The organism is Flavipsychrobacter sp., assembly GCA_041392855.1.
Classification (GTDB): Bacteria; Bacteroidota; Bacteroidia; order Chitinophagales; family Chitinophagaceae; genus UBA5543.
Genome location: JAWKLD010000001.1, coordinates 1,432,759 through 1,451,592, shown reverse-complemented (window position 1 = coordinate 1,451,592; position 18,834 = coordinate 1,432,759). Strand labels below are relative to the sequence as shown.

General features: G+C 37.1%; 18 protein-coding genes and 1 tRNA gene. 11 read left to right on the top strand and 8 right to left on the bottom strand.

The window, feature by feature from the left end; all coding sequences use genetic code 11:
- Positions 1–166 precede the first annotated feature (166 nt).
- The 10 genes from R2800_06850 to R2800_06805 all read left to right on the top strand — a co-directional run bounded on the left by R2800_06850 (position 167) and on the right by R2800_06805 (position 10,247).
- Positions 167–538, top strand: coding sequence for a hypothetical protein (locus tag R2800_06850; GenBank protein MEZ5016751.1), 372 nt, complete (start codon positions 167–169; stop codon positions 536–538).
- A gap of 66 nt (positions 539–604) precedes the next feature.
- Positions 605–1,441 carry a DUF692 domain-containing protein gene (locus tag R2800_06845; protein MEZ5016750.1) on the top strand — a complete coding sequence of 279 codons (837 nt, stop codon included), beginning with the start codon at positions 605–607 and terminating at the stop codon, positions 1,439–1,441.
- Positions 1,422–2,177 carry a putative DNA-binding domain-containing protein gene (locus R2800_06840; protein MEZ5016749.1) on the top strand — a complete coding sequence of 252 codons (756 nt, stop codon included), beginning with the start codon at positions 1,422–1,424 and terminating at the stop codon, positions 2,175–2,177. The genes R2800_06845 and R2800_06840 overlap by 20 nt, the downstream gene beginning before the upstream one ends.
- A gap of 8 nt (positions 2,178–2,185) precedes the next feature.
- The gene (locus tag R2800_06835; GenBank protein MEZ5016748.1) at positions 2,186–2,626 is read left to right on the top strand and encodes a DoxX family protein; all 441 of its coding nucleotides are present in this window, start codon (positions 2,186–2,188) and stop codon (positions 2,624–2,626) included.
- Positions 2,627–2,727: 101 nt separating this feature from the next.
- The gene (locus tag R2800_06830; GenBank protein ID MEZ5016747.1) at positions 2,728–3,258 is read left to right on the top strand and encodes a cytochrome P460 family protein; all 531 of its coding nucleotides are present in this window, start codon (positions 2,728–2,730) and stop codon (positions 3,256–3,258) included.
- A gap of 91 nt (positions 3,259–3,349) precedes the next feature.
- The gene (locus R2800_06825) at positions 3,350–3,550 is read left to right on the top strand and encodes a hypothetical protein (GenBank protein MEZ5016746.1); all 201 of its coding nucleotides are present in this window, start codon (positions 3,350–3,352) and stop codon (positions 3,548–3,550) included.
- Between the two features lie 12 nt (positions 3,551–3,562).
- Positions 3,563–4,024: a thioredoxin domain-containing protein gene (locus tag R2800_06820; GenBank protein MEZ5016745.1), complete on the top strand. Its 462-nt coding sequence runs from the start codon at positions 3,563–3,565 to the stop codon at positions 4,022–4,024.
- Positions 4,025–4,203: 179 nt separating this feature from the next.
- Positions 4,204–4,584 carry a hypothetical protein gene (locus R2800_06815; GenBank protein ID MEZ5016744.1) on the top strand — a complete coding sequence of 127 codons (381 nt, stop codon included), beginning with the start codon at positions 4,204–4,206 and terminating at the stop codon, positions 4,582–4,584.
- A 107-nt stretch (positions 4,585–4,691) separates the two neighbouring features.
- Complete coding sequence (locus R2800_06810; GenBank protein MEZ5016743.1) at positions 4,692–9,053, top strand: CusA/CzcA family heavy metal efflux RND transporter; 4,362 nt, start codon at positions 4,692–4,694, stop codon at positions 9,051–9,053.
- A gap of 12 nt (positions 9,054–9,065) precedes the next feature.
- Complete coding sequence (locus R2800_06805) at positions 9,066–10,247, top strand: efflux RND transporter periplasmic adaptor subunit (protein MEZ5016742.1); 1,182 nt, start codon at positions 9,066–9,068, stop codon at positions 10,245–10,247.
- A 75-nt stretch (positions 10,248–10,322) separates the two neighbouring features.
- On the opposite strand, the gene R2800_06800 is transcribed toward R2800_06805, so the two are convergent.
- The 6 genes from R2800_06800 to R2800_06775 all read right to left on the bottom strand — a co-directional run bounded on the left by R2800_06800 (position 10,323) and on the right by R2800_06775 (position 15,387).
- Positions 10,323–10,409 (bottom strand) — tRNA-Ser (locus R2800_06800).
- Positions 10,410–10,444: 35 nt separating this feature from the next.
- Positions 10,445–11,209: a TatD family hydrolase gene (locus R2800_06795; GenBank protein ID MEZ5016741.1), complete on the bottom strand. Its 765-nt coding sequence runs from the start codon at positions 11,207–11,209 to the stop codon at positions 10,445–10,447.
- A gap of 4 nt (positions 11,210–11,213) precedes the next feature.
- On the bottom strand, positions 11,214–11,837 hold the full coding sequence (locus R2800_06790; protein MEZ5016740.1) for a polysaccharide deacetylase family protein: 624 nt from the start codon (positions 11,835–11,837) through the stop codon (positions 11,214–11,216).
- 32 nt (positions 11,838–11,869) lie between these two features.
- Entirely contained in the window at positions 11,870–12,619 is a 750-nt protein-coding gene (locus tag R2800_06785) for a tetratricopeptide repeat protein (protein ID MEZ5016739.1), read from the bottom strand.
- Positions 12,616–14,619: a BatD family protein gene (locus R2800_06780; GenBank protein ID MEZ5016738.1), complete on the bottom strand. Its 2,004-nt coding sequence runs from the start codon at positions 14,617–14,619 to the stop codon at positions 12,616–12,618. The genes R2800_06785 and R2800_06780 overlap by 4 nt, the downstream gene beginning before the upstream one ends.
- Before the next feature lie 75 nt (positions 14,620–14,694).
- Positions 14,695–15,387, bottom strand: coding sequence for an SDR family oxidoreductase (locus R2800_06775; protein ID MEZ5016737.1), 693 nt, complete (start codon positions 15,385–15,387; stop codon positions 14,695–14,697).
- 53 nt (positions 15,388–15,440) lie between these two features.
- Here R2800_06775 and R2800_06770 point away from each other — a divergent pair, with 53 nt between their 5' ends.
- Entirely contained in the window at positions 15,441–16,127 is a 687-nt protein-coding gene (locus R2800_06770) for an ATP-binding protein (GenBank protein MEZ5016736.1), read from the top strand.
- Positions 16,128–16,170: 43 nt separating this feature from the next.
- On the opposite strand, the gene R2800_06765 is transcribed toward R2800_06770, so the two are convergent.
- On the bottom strand, positions 16,171–17,820 hold the full coding sequence (locus R2800_06765) for a hypothetical protein (protein MEZ5016735.1): 1,650 nt from the start codon (positions 17,818–17,820) through the stop codon (positions 16,171–16,173).
- A 46-nt stretch (positions 17,821–17,866) separates the two neighbouring features.
- Positions 17,867–18,811 (bottom strand): cytochrome c peroxidase, encoded by a 945-nt coding sequence (locus R2800_06760; protein ID MEZ5016734.1) that lies wholly within the window; start codon positions 18,809–18,811, stop codon positions 17,867–17,869.
- Positions 18,812–18,834: the final 23 nt, after the last annotated feature.

The following is an 18,834-nucleotide window of genomic DNA, read 5'->3' as shown; positions in this document are numbered from 1 at the left end:
GTTGAAGATTAATATTTTAGTATTTAGATAAAAAGGGTTGGCAAGCGCCAGCCCTTTTATTTTGTATAAAAATGTAAGGTAATAAAAACTAAACCGTCTTAAGCATCGTAAGTGTATTTGAACATACACTTAATCTGTTTTATTAAATCTAAAAATGTAAACGACGATGCAAAATTCAAAAAAAGTAATTAAGAAGACATTATTTGCTACAACAATTGTTGCTGGTGCTCTTTTAGGAAGTGCAGCTATTAATCAGGCTGAAGCTTTTTCTTTTAGCGATCTAGGGTCAGGTGCTGATGTTAGAGCAGAACTTTTGGACAATACGAATAATGGTATTGTAGGTTTTGATCTTAAATGTGGAGAGGGTAAGACTAAAGACGCAAAATGTGGAGAAGGTAAATGCGGTGGAGATAAGAAAGGGAAAAGTAAAGATGCCAAATGCGGAGAAGGTAAATGTGGAGATAAGAAGGGGAAGAGCAAAGATGCAAAATGTGGAGAGGGTAAATGTGGTGACCACGGCAAAAAGAGCAAGAAATAGTTTTAGTTGATTTCGGGTGGGTTCACTTAGGTGAACTCACTCAAATAATACCTCTAGAAAAAAAGTATGAATCAATATACAGGTATAGGTTTTAGGAAAGATTTCTCAGAGGAGTTTCTGGAGGAAGGGTTGCTTACACCTTCTTTTGTGGAGGTAGCTCCTGAAAACTGGATGGGTATTGGAGGTTATTGGAAAAAGGTATTTGATAAAGTAGCAGAAAAATATCCAGTAACACTCCATGGCTTATCGCTTTCCATTGGTAGCCCAGAAGATTTAGACTATAGTTTTCTAAAAGAAGTAAAGGAGTTTATAGAACGATACGATGTAAAGGTATATTCAGAACATCTGAGTTTTTCTAAATGTGATAATGCACATTTGTATGACCTGTTGCCAATCCCTTTTAGGAAGGATGCCGTTGCACATATTTCTGATAAAATAAAGAAAGTACAAGACTATTTGGGGATGCCATTAGTAATGGAAATAGTGTCTTATTATACACCTGTAGCTGCTGAGATGAAGGAGTATGAATTTATTAATGCTGTTGTAGAAAAATCAGATTGTAAACTGTTGTTAGACGTAAATAATGTCTATGTAAATAGCTTCAATCATAATTATGATGCACAGGATTTTATAGATCAACTTCCTATGGATAAAGTGTCATATATACATATGGCAGGGCATGAACAGGTGGCCGATGATTTAATTATTGATACGCATGGGCAGCCGATAATAACTCCTGTGTACGATCTGTTTGATTACTCTGTGGCTAAAATGCCATTTTCTGTGCCTGTTTTGTTAGAAAGAGATTTTAATATTCCTGAAATGCAGGAATTGCAGAAGGAGATGAATCATCTTGAGCGTATTTGTAAAAAACATTGGGATTATGCAGCCATTACTCACTAAGGATACTGCCATACAACAAAAAAGTTTTGCTGATTATTGTAGAACGGGTGAAGAACCGCATTTGGAAGGAGTGACTTCTGATCGATTGCACCACTACAGAAGGTTGGTGTACAATGTAATAGATGACACATTACGCACGGCATATCCTCTTACTAATAACTTATTAGAAGAAGAAGAGTGGGATGATATGGTACATGACTTTTTTAGTAATCACAAATGTCAATCTCATAAAGTATGGGAAATGCCATATGAACTTTATGAGTATTTAGCAGAAGTAGTATCTCCATTAAAAGAAAAGTATCCCTTTTTTTTAGAGCTGTTATGGTTTGAGTGGTTGGAGGTGCAGATGTTTATGATGGAAGATGTAGAGAATGATGAGTATAATAATGAGGGAGATTTTGTACAGGATAAGATCGTTTTTAATCTGGAATATACCATTGAGCAATTAGCATACCCACTACATAAAAAAAGAACAAAAGATATAACTCAAGATGATAAAGGCAATTATTACGTATTGATATTTAGGGATAGAGAAGATGGTAGTGTTCAGTTTTTAGATCTATCCGTTTTTTATGCTTGGGTATTAGAGCAGTTGCTGGAACAAGGTGTTACAGTAAAAGAACTGTTGCCCATTGCCGCCCAAGCATTTCAATTACCTGAAGAGGAGTTGCAGAAACATGTTATTCATTTCATGGAAGTTTTGAAGGAGAAGAGATTTATTCTGGGGTTTAAATAAGAATATTTATGAAGCTGATAAAGAAAATTTACAAAGGCTATTTATCAATTGCAAATAATATGCAAAGCTTGGCATTGTTATTTATGCGTTTAATACTTGCATATGGTTTTTATAAACCTGCTACAATGAAGCTAAATAATATAGAAGGTATTGCAAGTTGGTTTGAAGATATGGGGCTGCCATTTCCGTTGTTGAATGCTTATATGGCTACAGGAACAGAAGTGCTAGGTTTCATTTTGTTAGCCTTAGGTTTTGGTGTGAGAGTAATAGCGATACCTCTGGTTATTGTTATGCTAGTAGCTATCAAGACGGTGCATTGGGGAAATGGTTTTGATGCAGGAGATAATGGTTTTGAAATACCTTTGTATTATATAGCTATGCTTCTTGTACTTATTGCTCAAGGTGCAGGGAAGATTAGCCTTGACCATCTTTTAAATAAGAAGAAATAATTTTTGCTCAATAATATATTTTATATTATTTTCATAATAACTGTTGCCGCATTCCTATGTTTTCTCATTAGTTAGAAACAATAATTTTTAAACAATAACTTATGAAGAAAACAGTATTTACATTTTCCGTGTTATCATTGTTGGCATTATCTGTAGCAATGCAATCTTGTAAGAATGATAATAACCCAACTCCAGCTACTCCAACAGTAAATGAGTTTATAGCAGATAATACAACATTTAAAGGTTTTGAAAGTTGGTATCTACACATTACTAAAAATGGTGCTGACCCTTCAGGGCTTGGAAATGCTCATGGTGGAGCAGATAATACTTCTGAAAGGAAAATTTATTTTACATCTAATTCTGTAAACAGAGTTAATGGACAATTCCCTGTAGGTACTATTATCTCAAAACGTACAACTGGTGCTAACGGTTTGGATATGATAACCGCAATGGCTAAAAGAGGTAATGATTTTGATGCAAGTGGTAATAACTGGGAGTATTTTGTACTAGCTGCTGATGGAACTATTATGATGGATAATGGTACAGCCATGAGGGGGAGCAATTTAATGAATGGTGCTTGTAAAAGTTGCCATGCTAAGGCTTCAACTAATGACTATGTTTTTACAAAATAGTAAAATTACTATATTCATTAAAGGCCGACAATTGTCGGCTTTTTTTATGTAAGGTGTTAGCAACTTACACGTCTATATCAATATGAAAAACATGTTATCAAAAGTAGGAGTAATGCAGCTGCTATATATTGCTTTAGGTGTCGTGTCTATTGTATATGCTTTTATAGATAAGCTGTCGATATATGCAATTATTGGCGTAGGTTTGCTGCTGAAAGGGTTCTTTGGTATTTGTTTTTCAGGTTCTTGTGGTGTACATATGCCGAGGAAAAGTAAGTATGATATTCGTAATTAAACAATGAGAAAAATGAAGAAAGTAATTTATTTATTACCGTTGGTGGCTTTATTATTTGTATTTGCGGCTAACCCGAAAGTAAAAGAGAAACAAAAGGCAGATGGTATTGAGTTTTTTCATGGCAAATGGAATGATGCTGTAACAACAGCTACAAAAGAAGATAAGCTAATGTTTATAGATGTGTATACTACATGGTGTGGGCCTTGTAAGGCATTGAAGGCAAGGACTTTCCCTGATAAGGAACTAGGTAATTATTTCAATGAACATTTTACAAGTGTAGCAATGGATGCAGAGAGAGGTGAAGGTGTGTTGTTTGCTCAAAAGTATAATGTGGGTGCATACCCTACAATGATCATTTTGGATAGCAAGGGGCGAGTAATTTCAACCATATTAGGATACAAAACACCAGAGCAATTATTACAATTTGGTAAGGCTGCTGTAGCCAAATATAATAAGGAGTATAAAAAAGGTTAATAGCTTTAATAATATTGGCAGTGAAGAGAGGTGCATCATGTGCCTCTCTTTTTTTGTCTCTGTATTTAGGAGTTAGGTGTGGTATGTCAAGAGGTGATTTTATCAATAAAATATATGGGTGTATTTCTGTATGTGTTTATAGCTTCTAATTTCATTATATTTGTTGTGCTAAGAATATTGTGAAAAACATTGTCGTCATATCATTATTGTTGACATTCCTGTCATTGCAGACTCCATTGCATGAAGTGTTGAAGCTTCCTGAATTGGTCTCTCACTACATGGAGCATAAGGAAGGTGATGCAAGTATTAGCCTTTTATCTTTCTTGAAAATGCACTATGCCGATAATGCTGCTGATGGTGATTACAGTAAGCATATGCAACTTCCTTTCAAACATTGCTGTACGCCAATATTTTTAGTGCTTACTACTGTTACTAATAAAGTGCAGGTTACATTCAGGAATTATATACCTGAATGTAAACAAGTCATTTATGGGTATATCAACCCTTTCCTAAAGATCGATTTCAAGCAGAGCATTTGGCAGCCTCCCAAGGCTTGTTAAGCAAAAGAAGTTTCTCATAATACTTATGTACTTATTTCATGTGCTGTGTATGGTAAATACTACCATTACAGATTCATGCATGTGAATTATTTAATGCTTAACATTTCATGCTTAATAAAATTATTTTCTTTTCAATAAAGAATAAGCTTATCATAGGCTTGTTCATGGTATTGCTGGTAGCTTGGGGAGCTTACTCTCTTAAAAAGCTACCTATAGATGCGGTGCCCGATATTACAAATAACCAAGTGCAGGTAATAACCAATGCACCTTCGCAAGCTGCAGCCGATATAGAACGGTTGGTTACATTTCCGATAGAACAGGCTGTGGCTACTATTCCAGGTATTAATGAAGTTCGATCTTTTTCTCGATTTGGACTGAGTGTTATAACTATAGTTTTTGAAGAAGATATTGATATCTATTGGGCTAGACAGCAAGTAACCGAACGGTTGTCTGATGTTCAAAATTCAGGAGGGGCAAATATAGGGCGCTCCTGGTTGGCACCTGTTACTACAGGTTTGGGAGAGATATACCAATATGTATTGCACCCTAAAGAAGGCTATGAGGATAAATATACAGCCACAGATTTGCGCACCATGCAAGATTGGATTGTACGCAGGCAGCTTCTCGGAGTAAAGGGCGTTGCTGATATAAGTAGCTTTGGTGGCTACTTGAAACAGTATGAGGTTGCAGTGAACCCTGATAAGCTTCGTAGTATGGGCGTTAGTCTTGCAGAAGTCATAACAGCTTTGGAGCAAAATAATAAGAATACAGGCGGAGCTTATATTGATAGTAAACCCAATGCTTATTTTATAAGAACAGAAGGCTTTGTGGAAAGCAATGATGAGATAGAGCAAATAGTAGTAAGAGTCAATAAGGACGGTATACCAATACAGATCAGAGATGTAGGAAAGGTGCAGGAAGGACATGCCATACGTTATGGGGCACTTACTTATAATACTGATGGAGAAGCTGTAGGTGGTATTGTTATGATGTTGAAGGGGGCAAACTCTTCAGAAGTAATAGCCAATGTAAAAAAACGAGTAGAGCAAATAAAAAGAACATTGCCGGAAGGTGTTGTGATAGAGCCTTTCCTTGATCGTACAAAATTAGTGAACAATGCTATCGGTACAGTTACTAAGAACCTTATAGAAGGGGCGCTTATTGTGATCTTTGTGCTAGTGTTATTGTTGGGAAATATGCGTGCAGGACTAATCGTAGCTTCTGTTATTCCGTTGTCTATGCTCTTTGCGTTTAGCATGATGAATCTGTTTGGAGTGTCTGGCAACTTGATGAGTTTGGGGGCTATAGATTTTGGACTAATAGTAGATGGAGCTGTTATTATTGTAGAGGCAACAATGCATCATTTATCAAAAGCTGCAAGACATAAACTACTCACCCGAAAAGAAATGGATGAAGAGGTCTTTAAAGCTGCTGGGCGTATTCGAACTTCCGCCGCTTTTGGTGAAATAATTATTCTTATAGTTTACCTGCCAATATTAGCTCTTACAGGTATTGAGGGTAAAATGTTCAGTCCTATGGCGCAAACAGTTGCTTTTGCAATTGCAGGGGCATTTATTTTGTCGCTTACATATGTGCCTATGATGAGTGCGTTGTTTTTATCTCGTAAGGTAGATGACAAACAAACTTTTTCAGATAAGCTTATTGCCAGATTACAATCATGGTATAGTCCATTATTAGAAAAAGCATTGAATTATAAGCGGAGTGTCGTTGTTGTGGCTTTTGTGCTGTTTGGTGCTGCTTTGTTGTTGTTCAAGAGTATGGGGGCTGAGTTTCTCCCTTCGCTAGATGAAGGAGACTATGCTGTAGAGGTAAGGTTAATGGCTGGGTCTAGCCTGAAAGAAACTGTAGATATGACAACAAAAGCTTCAGCGATACTACTTAAGGAATACCCCGATGAGATAAAAGAAGTTGTTGGGAAAATAGGTAGTAGTGAAATACCTACAGATCCTATGCCTATAGAAGCCTGTGACCTTATGGTGATATTGAATGATAAAGATGAATGGGTAAAGGCAAGTAATAAAGATGAACTCGCTAACAAAATGTCAGAATCCCTTGAGGTGCTTGCAGGGGTAGCTATCAGTTTTCAACAGCCCATACAAATGCGTTTTAACGAGTTGATGACAGGGGCTAAGCAAGATGTAGTTATAAAGGTATATGGTGAAGATTTAGACCTGCTTACTAATTATGCAAAAGAGATAGCAGGTATTACTGCAGGTATAGAGGGGGCTAAAGATATATATGAAGAACAGGTGACAGGTTTAACACAGATAGTAATAGACTATAATAGGGAGGCTTTAGCTCGACATGCATTAAGTATAGACGAGGTAAATAAAATAGTGAATGCAGCTTTTGCAGGTTACATAGCGGGAGAAGTGTATGAGCAAGAACGTAGGTTTGATCTGGTTGTGAGATTAGAAAATGATGTGAGGGATAGGATAGAAGACGTACGTGATCTGATCATTACAACTGATGATGGTAGAGATATCCCATTAACTCAGTTGGCAGATGTATCTTATAAGGCAGGGCCTAATCAGATACAAAGAGATGATGCTAAAAGGAGAATCGTAGTTGGGTTCAATGTTCGTGGTCGGGATGTTGCAACTGTAGTTGAAGAACTTGAGAAGAAGATAAATAAGCAAGTCGCTTTTGCTCCTGGTTATTATGTTACCTATGGTGGTACATTCGAGAGCCTACAACAGGCCCGTGCTCGATTAATGGTTGCAGTGCCTATTGCATTACTACTTATTTTCATTTTGTTATTCTTCACTTTTGGTTCTGTAAAGCAGGGGTTAATGATATACACCGCAATCCCATTGTCTGCTATTGGAGGAGTGTTAGCATTGTGGCTGAGAGGTATGCCATTTAGTATCTCGGCAGCCGTAGGTTTTATAGCTCTGTTTGGAGTGGCTGTATTGAATGGTATTGTATTGGTTGCAGAATTCAATCGCTTAAGGAAAGAAGAAGGAGAGCATAATGTTAAAGACATTGTTATGAAAGGAACGAGAACAAGATTGCGTCCAGTTGTTATGACTGCAATGGTTGCTTCCTTAGGTTTTTTGCCTATGGCACTCTCTCAAAGTAGTGGGGCTGAGGTGCAAAAACCATTGGCCACGGTTGTAATAGGTGGATTGATAACGGCAACATTACTCACCTTGTTTGTGTTGCCTTGCCTTTATTATATAGTGGAACAACTATCTGCAAAGAAGTCGTCTGTTAAGACTATTGCTTTAATGCTTGTATTGATATTTGTGGGTACTACTGCTAAAGCACAACAGTTGACATTGGATGAAGCAATAAATATTGCGGTTAAAAATAATTATGGACTACGTGCTGTAACGTCAGAAGTGGAGTATCATAGACAGATGAAAAAAGCAGCCTTTGATCTCCCCAAAACTCAAGTAAATGCTCAGTATGGACAATATAATAGTAGGGTGAAAGAGGATAATGCATACACCTTTTCTCAGCAAATTCCATTCCCTACCCAGATCTTTGCCAAATCCGCATTAGCTAATCAGGAAATGAAAAGTGCTTTGTTGCAGAAAGAGGTTGCTAAAAATGAGTTGATCTATAATGTAAAACAAGCGTACTATGAGCTGAAGTATTTAAGAGCATCAGAACGACTATTACTAAAACTAGATAGCTTGTATAAGGATTTTGCAAATGCAGCCTCTAAGCGTTTTAAAGCAGGGGAAAGTACGTTATTAGAACAGTCTACTACAGCTGCTAAAAGTGTAGAGATACACAATGGATTAATACAGAATGGTGCAGATATTTTGATAGCACAACGTAGGTTACAAATTCTGTTATCTACAGAAGATTCGGTTGTTATAGATGAAGATGTATTAAAGCCACTAAGCTTTTCTGTATCAATGGTAGAAGATATGCTTGCTAACCCTGAACTAAAAAGGATGCAACAGGATATATCTGTACGTCAACAACAAAAGGCTGTGGCAATTCATGCTACATTGCCCGATTTTACAGTAGGTTATTTCACTCAAACCATGATCGGTATTCCTTTGACAGATGTTACTAATCCTTCTTTAGCAACGTCTACAGATAGGTTTACAGGTATGCAGTTTGGGATTTCTGTTCCACTGTGGATAGGGCCACATATTGCCAAGATAAAAGCGGAGCATGCAAGGAAGGAAAGTGCTATTATGAAATATAGAAATGGTAGTATAGTACTGAAAGGGCTATATGAACAAAGTGTTCAAGAATATATCAAACAAAAGAATGCGCTAGATTATTATAATAGGGTTGGGCTTGATAACGCAGAGCTTATAGGAAATCAGTCTGTAAAGGCATATCAAGCTGGGGAAATAAGTTATACTGCATATCTCATTAATCTGCAACAGGTGCAAAGTATTAAACAACAATATTTAAAAACAATAAACAATTACAACCAGTCTATATTAAAGCTAGAATATCTTACTGGCAGTAATCTCTAAATATATATAAAGATGAAAGTATTCAAGTTTATATTATCAATATTGCCGCTTTTGTTATTTATGGCGTGCAATAATGGTAATAGTAGTAATAAAGAAGAACACACTGCTAACGAGCATCATGAAACAATAGCAGATGAAATTACACTCACTCAAGAGCAGTATTCTTCGGCAGGTATAAAAACTGATAAAGTTACCACACGTAAAATGGGAAATGTAATTGTAGCAAACGGTAAGTTAGATGTTCCTCCGCAGCAAATGGTAAGTGTCTCCATACCTCTTGCAGGTTTTGTAAAAAGAACGAGTTTGCTAGAAGGTGTTTACGTGAAAAAAGGGCAAGTGATAGCAGTGTTGGAAAACTTAGATTATGTTCAAATACAACAAGACTATCTTGATGTTAAAGGCCAATATGAGTTTGCTGTAAAAGAATATAATAGACAAAAGCAACTGGCGGAAGAAAAAGTAAACTCGGAAAAAACATTGCAACAAGCAAAAGCTAGTTTTCTATCTCTACAGGCAAGATACAAAGGGCTGGAAAGCAAGCTTAAGTTAATGAGCATTAAACCTTCGTCTATTGAGAACGGAGAGATCAGCAGTACAATTAATGTCTATGCTCCTATAAGTGGCTATATTACTAAAGTGAATGTTAATGTTGGACAGTATGTTTCGCCTCAAGATGTGCTTTTTCGAATTGTTAACACTGAGCATTTGCATGTAGAGTTAACAGTTTTTGAAAAGGATATATCGAGGTTAGAAGAAGGGCAGTCTGTGAGATTAAAACTAGCTAACGAAACAGAAGAGCGTAGTGCGGTAGTGCATCTTATAGGTAGAGAAATAAGTAAAGAACGTACAGTACTCGTGCATTGTCATTTAGATAATGAAGATGTTAAGTTGTTGCCGGGTATGTTCTTAAAGGCGTATATAGAAACGAATGCTACAGATGTATATGCGTTGCCAGAATCGGCCATCATAAGATTTGAAGGGGAAGATTATGTATTTGTAGAGGAGGGTACTTCAGGTAAGATGTATCACTATAAAATGGTTAAAGCTTCTATAGGATCTATAGATAGAGGGTTTGCAGCGGTTACTTTGTCAGAAGGTATTGGTCAAGACAGTAATGTTGTAGTTAACGGTGGATACGTGTTATTGGCAAAATTGAAGAATAGTGATGATGACGAGGGTGGACATGGTCACTAAACAAGGAGAGTATAAAGTATATTTAAAATAAAAAGCGTCTGTAAGAAATACTTGCAGACGTTTTTATGATTTCAGCGGAGAGAGAGGGATTCGAACCCTCGATACGGTTGCCCGCATACACACTTTCCAGGCGTGCCTCTTCAACCACTCGAGCACCTCTCCTAAAATGATGAGCAAAGGTAACAAAATGAACTTGTTTAACTACTGAAAATATTTAAAGCATTTTGTGTCGTGATATTGCCTATTTCTTTAGCACTTATGCCTTTAATGTCGCCTATCTTTTCTGCTATTAAGGGAATGTAACTGCATTCATTACGCTTGCCCCTATATGGAGTAGGAGCAAGATATGGAGCGTCTGTTTCCAGAACTATATGTTTAATGTCTACTTGTTTTATTACTTCAGATAGTTTACTGTTCTTAAATGTAGCAACTCCTCCGATACCTATATGCAGCCCTAGGTCGATGATTTGTTGCGCTTCTTTTATTGTGTCGCCAAAGCAATGGAAAATACCTTTTAGATTTCCATTTTGTCTTTGTTTTACAATATCAATACAGTCTTGAGTAGAGGAGCGGCTGTGTATAACAATAGGAAGGTCGTATTGTAATGCCAAATCTATTTGTTGGTTAAAGGCTTCTATTTGCTGCTCTTTGAAAGTTAAGTCCCAGTGGTAATCAAGTCCTATTTCTCCTACAGCTGAAAAGCGTTCCTTTTTTAACCATGATGAAACTATCTCTAACTCTTCTTTGTAATCTTCTTTTACATAGCAGGGGTGTAACCCCATCATAGGGTAGCAATTGTCAGGGTACTCTTTAGCAAGTTTCATCATGCCTTCTATTGTTTGGCTATTACAATTAGGCATATATAGTTTCTTAACATCAACATCAAATGCTCTTTCTAGCATTTGTGTTCTATCAACATCAAATTGTTCGTCGTATATATGGGTATGTGTATCTATGTACATGATCCTATTTTGGTAATCCTTTCATTTTCCAGTTTTTCTCCTTGCAGTATTCCAATACTTTGGGCAATGCATAGCTCATTCTATCCCATGCTTTTTCACTGTCATGAAATACTACAATAGAGCCAGGTCTTATATGATTAAGTACATTGTTCAGGCATTTCTGAGGGGATGTTTTTATGTCAAAATCAGCACTGAGTACATCCCACATGTATATGTTATAGGGCGGAGAAGAAGTTTGTAGTTGTGTTATCTGGTTTTTCTTTATCCTGCCATAGGGGGGTCTATATAGTTTACTATCTATATGCTCGGCGGCTTTAGTAATGTTAGATAGGTAATCTTTAGTGTTATGTTTCCATCCGTTGAAGTGATTGTGAGTATGGTTACCTGTAGTGTGCCCTTCTTTTACTATTCTGTTAAATACATCCTGATGCTCGTCTACATTTTTACCAATACAAAAAAAAGTTGCTTTGGCATTGGCTGCACTAAGTTGATCTAGCACAAAAGTAGTGATACTAGGGTGTGGTCCATCATCAAATGTCAGGTAGACAGCATCCTCATCTGGCATGCGCCATATCAGTTGAGGATAATAAGCTTTTAACCACCAAGGCGGCGTTACCCAGTATACCATGATGCAAACCAACAAAAAAGAAATGTAATTGCCTATATTTTTGTCAATACTTCTGCTGGCATCCAGCCCTTGCGGCCATCAGGCAAAATAACCTCTAACCATGAACCCTTTTGTTGCTCAATAGATACTTTAGTACCTTCTGGTATAAGGCTCGAGTTTTTTGTGGCATCAGGCTGTTGTTTAAAAGAAGAATTATTTTCCATTACAACAGCTTGCTGGCTATAGTATTTATTATCAGTAGCAAATATGGAGAATGTTAAAAAAAGTAGCCAAATAACTAATGCTCCCACTGTAGCCTGTTGTGGAATATTAAACGATATAATGTTCAGCTTCTTGAGTATATGTATAATAAGAACACTTACAAAAATTATTAATGCTAGTATTGCCCATAATGTAGCATGACTCGCATGTGTAATATTTTGCCACCATCGAATAAAGAAAATACGCTCAGTAGCTTGTATTCTATTAGCTATTCTAGTTTGAGTAAGATATAGGTTGTCTTGTGTTTTACTGTTTGAAGGGTCTATTCTCAAAGCACGCTCATAATTAAGCACAGCTTTTCCCACCTTGTTGAGTTTATAATAGGTATTGCCTAAGTTATAATACAATGCTGCAGACTCATGATCTTGGGCCAATTGTTCGTAGTATACTCTGGCACTATCATAAGCTTTGTTATTAAAAAGTGTATTAGCGGTATCCCATTTGGCATTATTGTCACTAGTAGCAAAAACTGATGTAGAAACTAGTGCAAGCAGAAAAGCAATTATTGTGAATTTCGTCATGCTTTAAAAGATTCTTCTAGTTTACTAATAACAGTAACGGCTTTTTGGTAAGCGTTCTGCATGTCGTTGTTAGTGTTGCTACCCGAATAAAGAGATGTTTCACATTCATTGATTATGTTGTCTACATCTTGCTGAAGGGTAGTGTCTATTTTGTATTTGTTAAGTACATCAAACACATTGTCTTTTGATAAACTTGATAAAGGGATATGAAGCTTGTCGCTTAGGTATAACCATATCGCTTTTGAGACTTCTTCATAGAAAGCAGTACGCTTCTGTTCTTCCATTAATTTCTTTGCCGTTACTAAACGTTTTAGTGCTACTTTGTTGGCTCTTTTGCTACGATGAAATAATGTGTTCTGCGAGAGTTCATCTTCTCTTCTTCTCCAAAGTATAACTCCAATAAATGCAAGTACTGGTACTGCGTGTAATGACCAATAGCCTACAGAGGTCAATAATGGCCTTCCTTTTTTGGTGTCATCAAGCTCTTCTGTGGTATTATTATGTAGGTCTGTTATGTAGCTTTTAGTTGCTACTACAGGTGCGGTGTAGTTTTTGCCCGCAGTTACAGTTATGATTGTTGGTTCTGTAGTGTCAGTAATATATTCGTTCGATTTTGTATCAAAATAAGAAAAGACAACACCTGGTATTTTATAACTACCGGGGATTTCTGGTGTTATAGTATAGGTGATTATTTTTTTCCCTTTTATGGTGGTACTTCTGCTCGTTATCGTATCTAATATTTGTGGCTCGTAGCTCGATAGTCCGTTGGGTAGAGATAGTTGAGGTGCTTCTATCAATTTTAGATTGCCGCTGCCTTCTATTTCCAACTTCAGGTTGGTAACGCCATCAGTAGTTATCTCAGTTTTGTCTATACTTTGACTAATTGTAAAATCGCCGACAGCACCACCATAGTTTTCCTGCTGACCTTCTATTGGTAGAGGGCGTACGTTTATTTTTACAGGCTTACTTTTAAGCTTCACTTTTACATCTTTATACACACTGCCCCCAAAAAAGGCGTCGTTAAAGAAAGGATCGTCCATAAACAGACTACCAAAAGCTTCATCAAAAAAAGGATCTCGCCCTTGAGACTTCTGTATGATACGAGCTACACCGTCTGCTTCTGCCGCATCAAGCTCTAGTGTGCCTGTTTGTTGAGGGAAAAGTGCTGACTTTTTTAAAGTAAATACTTGGTATTCCTTACCATCATACATTTCAGTTACGGGCTTTACATCTCTTCCTGTCGGTATGTCAAAGTCTTGAGTCCAAAAACCATTTAAAGAAGGGAGCTTAGAAATACTGGCATTCATTGGAATGCGAGCATATAACTTATATGTGGCAGTTATTTGTTCCCCTACATAAACATCATTTTTGTCAACAGTTACTTTGATAAATAAATTTTTATCAAGGTCTTCTTGAGATGCGATCTCATTATTTCCTTGTTGCTGTTGTTGCCCTTGCTGTTGACGTAGTTGTTGCTGTCTTTGTCTTAAAGCTTCCAGTTGTCTTTGCCTTTGTTGTCTTAGAGCTTCAAAGGGGTCATCGTAATATTGTTGTCTTTGTTGTTGCTGTTGGCGAGCTATACTACCATCAACAACTTCTACTTTTAAAGAGTTCGACTTGTATTTTGTTCCTGAGGCATCTACAGCAATGGCTTCTGGTATTGTTAATGTACCTTTCTTTTTGGGTTGTACTACGTAGGTAATACTCAAGCTCATGCTTCTGGTCATGTTGCCATTGATCACTGAAATATTAGAGCTTGTACTGGAGTAAGGCCCGCCTAGGATATTGAAGTTGTCGTGTATGCTTTTGTCAGGTGTAACACTATTTACGCCTGAAACGTTTTTAATGGTGTATTGAATATTCATTTGATCTTCAATACCCATTTTGTCGGCACCGGCTTGTAGGTAAAAGACTACCTCTTGGGCAATAGCATTAAAGCTACCCAATAAGATTAGTACCGATATGATAAATATCCGTAATGTTTGTCTTTTGTGCATCATTTTCAATACATGTAAAAATATCACTTACTGAAGCGCAACACTAGTTCTGATGGGATAAAAAAACGTTAAAAAACATTATAGGTCCCCTAGTTGAGGGCGCAGTACCAATAGCTCGACATCTGCCTTGGCAGATAAATTATAAGCAGCCCACATCATATCTGCTACATCTTTGGCATTCATTATTCTTTCAGGGTCTATTTCATTACCTTCCCAAGATCTGCTATTAGTAGCTCCCGGGCACACCGATGTTACTTTAATGCCTTCATTTTTAAGCTCTTCTCTAAGGTTTTCTGAAAAGCCTAATAGTGCATATTTAGTGATACTATATGCACCCCCGTTAGGGTATGCTTTGAGGCTGGCTACCGAACATATGTTGAATATGTGTTTTTTTATTTGAGGCAATAATGCTCTGGTTAGGTGATAGGCACTGTATAAGTTTACATCCATTAATGATTCGAGTCTACCCTCTGGTTCGTCTGATATGTTCCCGGGTATAAATTGTCCGGCATTATTTACTAAAATGTCAATGGTTGAGAATATATCAATGCAATGTTGAGCAAACGAAAGGACTTCTTCTTTTTTAGAGATATCTGCCTGATAGGTAATGATAGTACTTTCTGGGTATGCGTTGCTCCATTCTTTATTTATTAGCTCTAGATCCTGTTTGTTTCTGGCACAAATAGCTATAGAGAAGCCATTTTTCAATAACACTTCCGCCATAGCTCTGCCAATTCCCTGTGTGCCGCCTGTAATTACAGCATTACCCATAATATTAGTTTTAGTTTTGCAATTATCTTTAAAGGTAAGAACTATATAACAGGATGGAAACAATATTGAATTGGAGTTCAGGCAAAGATGCAGCATTGGCATATTATACTTTGCAAAATGATGATAGATATAATGTGTCTTCTTTGCTAACAACCGTTAATCAGGAAAAGGATAGAGTCGTAATGCATGGTGTGAGAAAGGAGTTACTATTAACTCAGGCTGATAGGATGAACATGCCAATCACAACTTTGGAGTTGCCTCCCTCGCCCAGTCATGATGTGTATAGCACATATATGAGCAAAACATTAACAGGGTTTGTGGATAAAGGCGTAGAAGCTGCAGCCTTTGGCGATATATTTTTAGAGGATTTAAAAAAATATAGAGAAGAACAGCTATCAACAATAGGCTTGAAGGCTGTATTCCCTCTTTGGAAAAAAGATACAAGAGCGTTGATCTCTATAATAGAGGAAGTTGGTATTGATGCAACTGTTATATGTGTAGATGGTAGTGTATTGGGTAAGGAGTTCTTAGGTAGAAAGGTCGATCGATCCTTTATGAATGATTTGCCCGAAGGGGTTGATCCATGTGGCGAGAATGGTGAGTTTCACAGTTTTGTATATTATGCTCCTTATTTTTCAAGTGCTATTGGGCTAGAGAAAGGTGAAGTAGTACATACGCATTATCAAAACCAAAAGGATAGTGCAGGGTTCTATTTTTTGGATATATATGAGCAAAAATAAAGTCACTCATAGAGTGACTTTATTTAGAATGATGCTTATCTTATTAGTCTAGTTTAACCCAAGCTACATGTGCTTCTTTCTTTCTTTTTTCTCTTTTTATTACTAAAGTAGCATATGTGCTAGTACTCTTTTGAAAATGAGAAGACTCAATAAAACTAAAGGTTGAAAAGTTGTCATTTGCTGGTCTGCCAAATAGATAGAACTTGTCGTAGCCTGCATATTTCAACTTGTGTAATACTGTATTAGATTCACTTACCCTAACCATGTTCTTGCGCTTTATAGTGCTTTTGTCATCGTCGAAGTTTTCTACATAATCGTTGTACAATATGTAGTTGTTGTTTTTTGAACTGATATAGTCAAATGAGACAAATTCACTGTTTGCATTTAATCCTGTAAGGTTAAATATGCCTTTAGTTTTTCTCTTTACATAAAACTCATCGATTAGCCCAGCTCCATTTTGAGCTTTGATAATAGCCATGCCTTCTTGCTCATTGCCCTTGGTGTCTAGCTGTGTAACTGCTATCTTGCCTAGTGCTGTTTGGGCGCTTACAATGGCTCCTGAAGAGTTGTAAGTGATGATTTGTGTGTTTTCTTCAAAAAGAATGGTTGTTGAGAAATCGCTATTGATAACGGCTGTTTGCGGCAATCCTATAAATTTCCCATTGTTACCTTTTGCATCTCCATAGTTTCTTTCCATGTATTCACTAGCCTTTACATTTAGTATTGGTTTTGTAGAAACAATGAAAAGAGATTGAGGGTCTATATAGCTCATTAGCGTAACGAAATACTTCATTCCACCTTTGTTTTTAAGGTAGGTTAGGGTTAACAATTGTAACGCTTTAGATCCAAGATTGTATTGTAGTATTGCAGAAGTCTCTTTAAAATCGTCTGAGAACTCGAGTTTTTTATTAGTAAATTCTTTTTCTCCGGCATTAAGGCGAGATATGATAAGTCGGGAATCTTTTCCTCCCGATTTTTTAGTGTTGTAGCCATAAGTAGTGATGAATATACTTTCATCACCTTTTACCACCATACCTAAGAAGTTAAGATATTTAAATCCTTGTGTGTCGTAGAATGCTTGGCTTACTCTTTTATGTTTGCCATCAACAATGCTGTAATGAATTACCTCAACACGTTCGTCGCTCTCTCCAGCAAAGCTGTTGAAGTTTACTACTGCATAGTTATCAGAGTTGGGGTCTTTCTCTACATAAAATTCAGGTGCCTTTACGCCTCCGTAAGCCATTGCCCAAGCAGATCCGCTCTTTAGCTTTGGTAATGTGCATATTTTCATTTCGCCATCAAGCTTGCCAGTTTGAGCATTTATTTTTACTCTGAAAAGAGTGGGTATTCTGTCAAGTACTTGGTAGATGAAAAGTACAGGTTGCTTGTCAATTTCATAGATACCAACAATCTTTGAGGCCTTCATTTTTTTTGGATCCCACAAATTGCTGGTAAGCTGGTTGGTGGCAATCACTTTTCTGTTTTTGCCATAAACGGTGATCTCAATACCTTTTTTATAGGTAAAATAGAATAGGAATGTATTACCATTCTCTAACTGTAAAAGCTTCTTTTTTCCTCCAGGGGGTTCTTCAAAGGGCGTGCTATATTCTGTGTTACTGATTTGAGCAGCAGCGGGGATGCCAATACTCATTAGTAATAAAGCCGACAGGGCAGTTAATAATAGGTGTCTCATAAGTAGTTAAATTATACCCTAAAAATAACTACTTATATTAATAGACCTAATTGTTTTTTAGGAATCTATCGTCAGTAAGTGAGTGTAAAAATGCTTCTAGATCTTGCTTTTCCTGTTCCGTTAGGTTGAGCGGTGTAGATACTAAACTGTCTCTACCGATTCCGTCAGGTAACATTTTTATGGGTTGGTCATAATAGTCTATTACTTCGCGGAGTGTCTTCATGCTGCCATCATGCATATATGGAGCAGTTATAGCTACATTTCTTAATCCAGGCACTTTGAATTTTCCAATGTCATCATGATTGTGCGTTGTAGCAAACCTTCCTGAATCATTATACTTTGTACCATTAAATAACCCTATACTCTTAAATTCATCAGCGGTAAAGTCAGGAGTGAAGTGGCATTCGAAGCATTTCCCTTTTTCCATAAAGACCTCTCTTCCTCTTTCTTGTTGTAGCGTTAGTCCACCCGATTCATCATTTAGCCAGCGGTCATTTGGTGTGTCGGCGGTCTCTAATGTTCTTTCAAAAGCAGCTATGGCGGCGCCAAGATTATCTTTGTTGGGTAGCTCGTTATATATCTTTAAAAATAGCTGTTTGTATTTGCTGTTATTTAGCCTTTCAATAGCTTCTGTCAGAGATAGGTTCATCTCTACAGGGTTCTCAATTGGGCCTAGTGCCTGCTCTTCCAGAGTTGCAGCACGTCCATCCCAAAATAGGGCTTCTCTAGATGCTACATTCATTGCAGATGGTGTGTTTCGGGTTCCTACACGCCCATGAACGCCTATGCTAAAAGCTCCAGTGTCTGCAAAAGCGTGCTCTGGCTTATGGCAAGATGCGCAACTTATGGTATGGTCTTCAGACAGTATAGGGTCGAAGAATAAAAGTTGTCCCAGCTGCTCTTCTGTAGTTACTTCTTCTTTTTCTGCAAATGAGAATAGAGACAGTGTAGCGATTGCGATAGTAATAAACGTTAGGTAACCGTATTTCACGTGGCAAAATTACAATATATAAT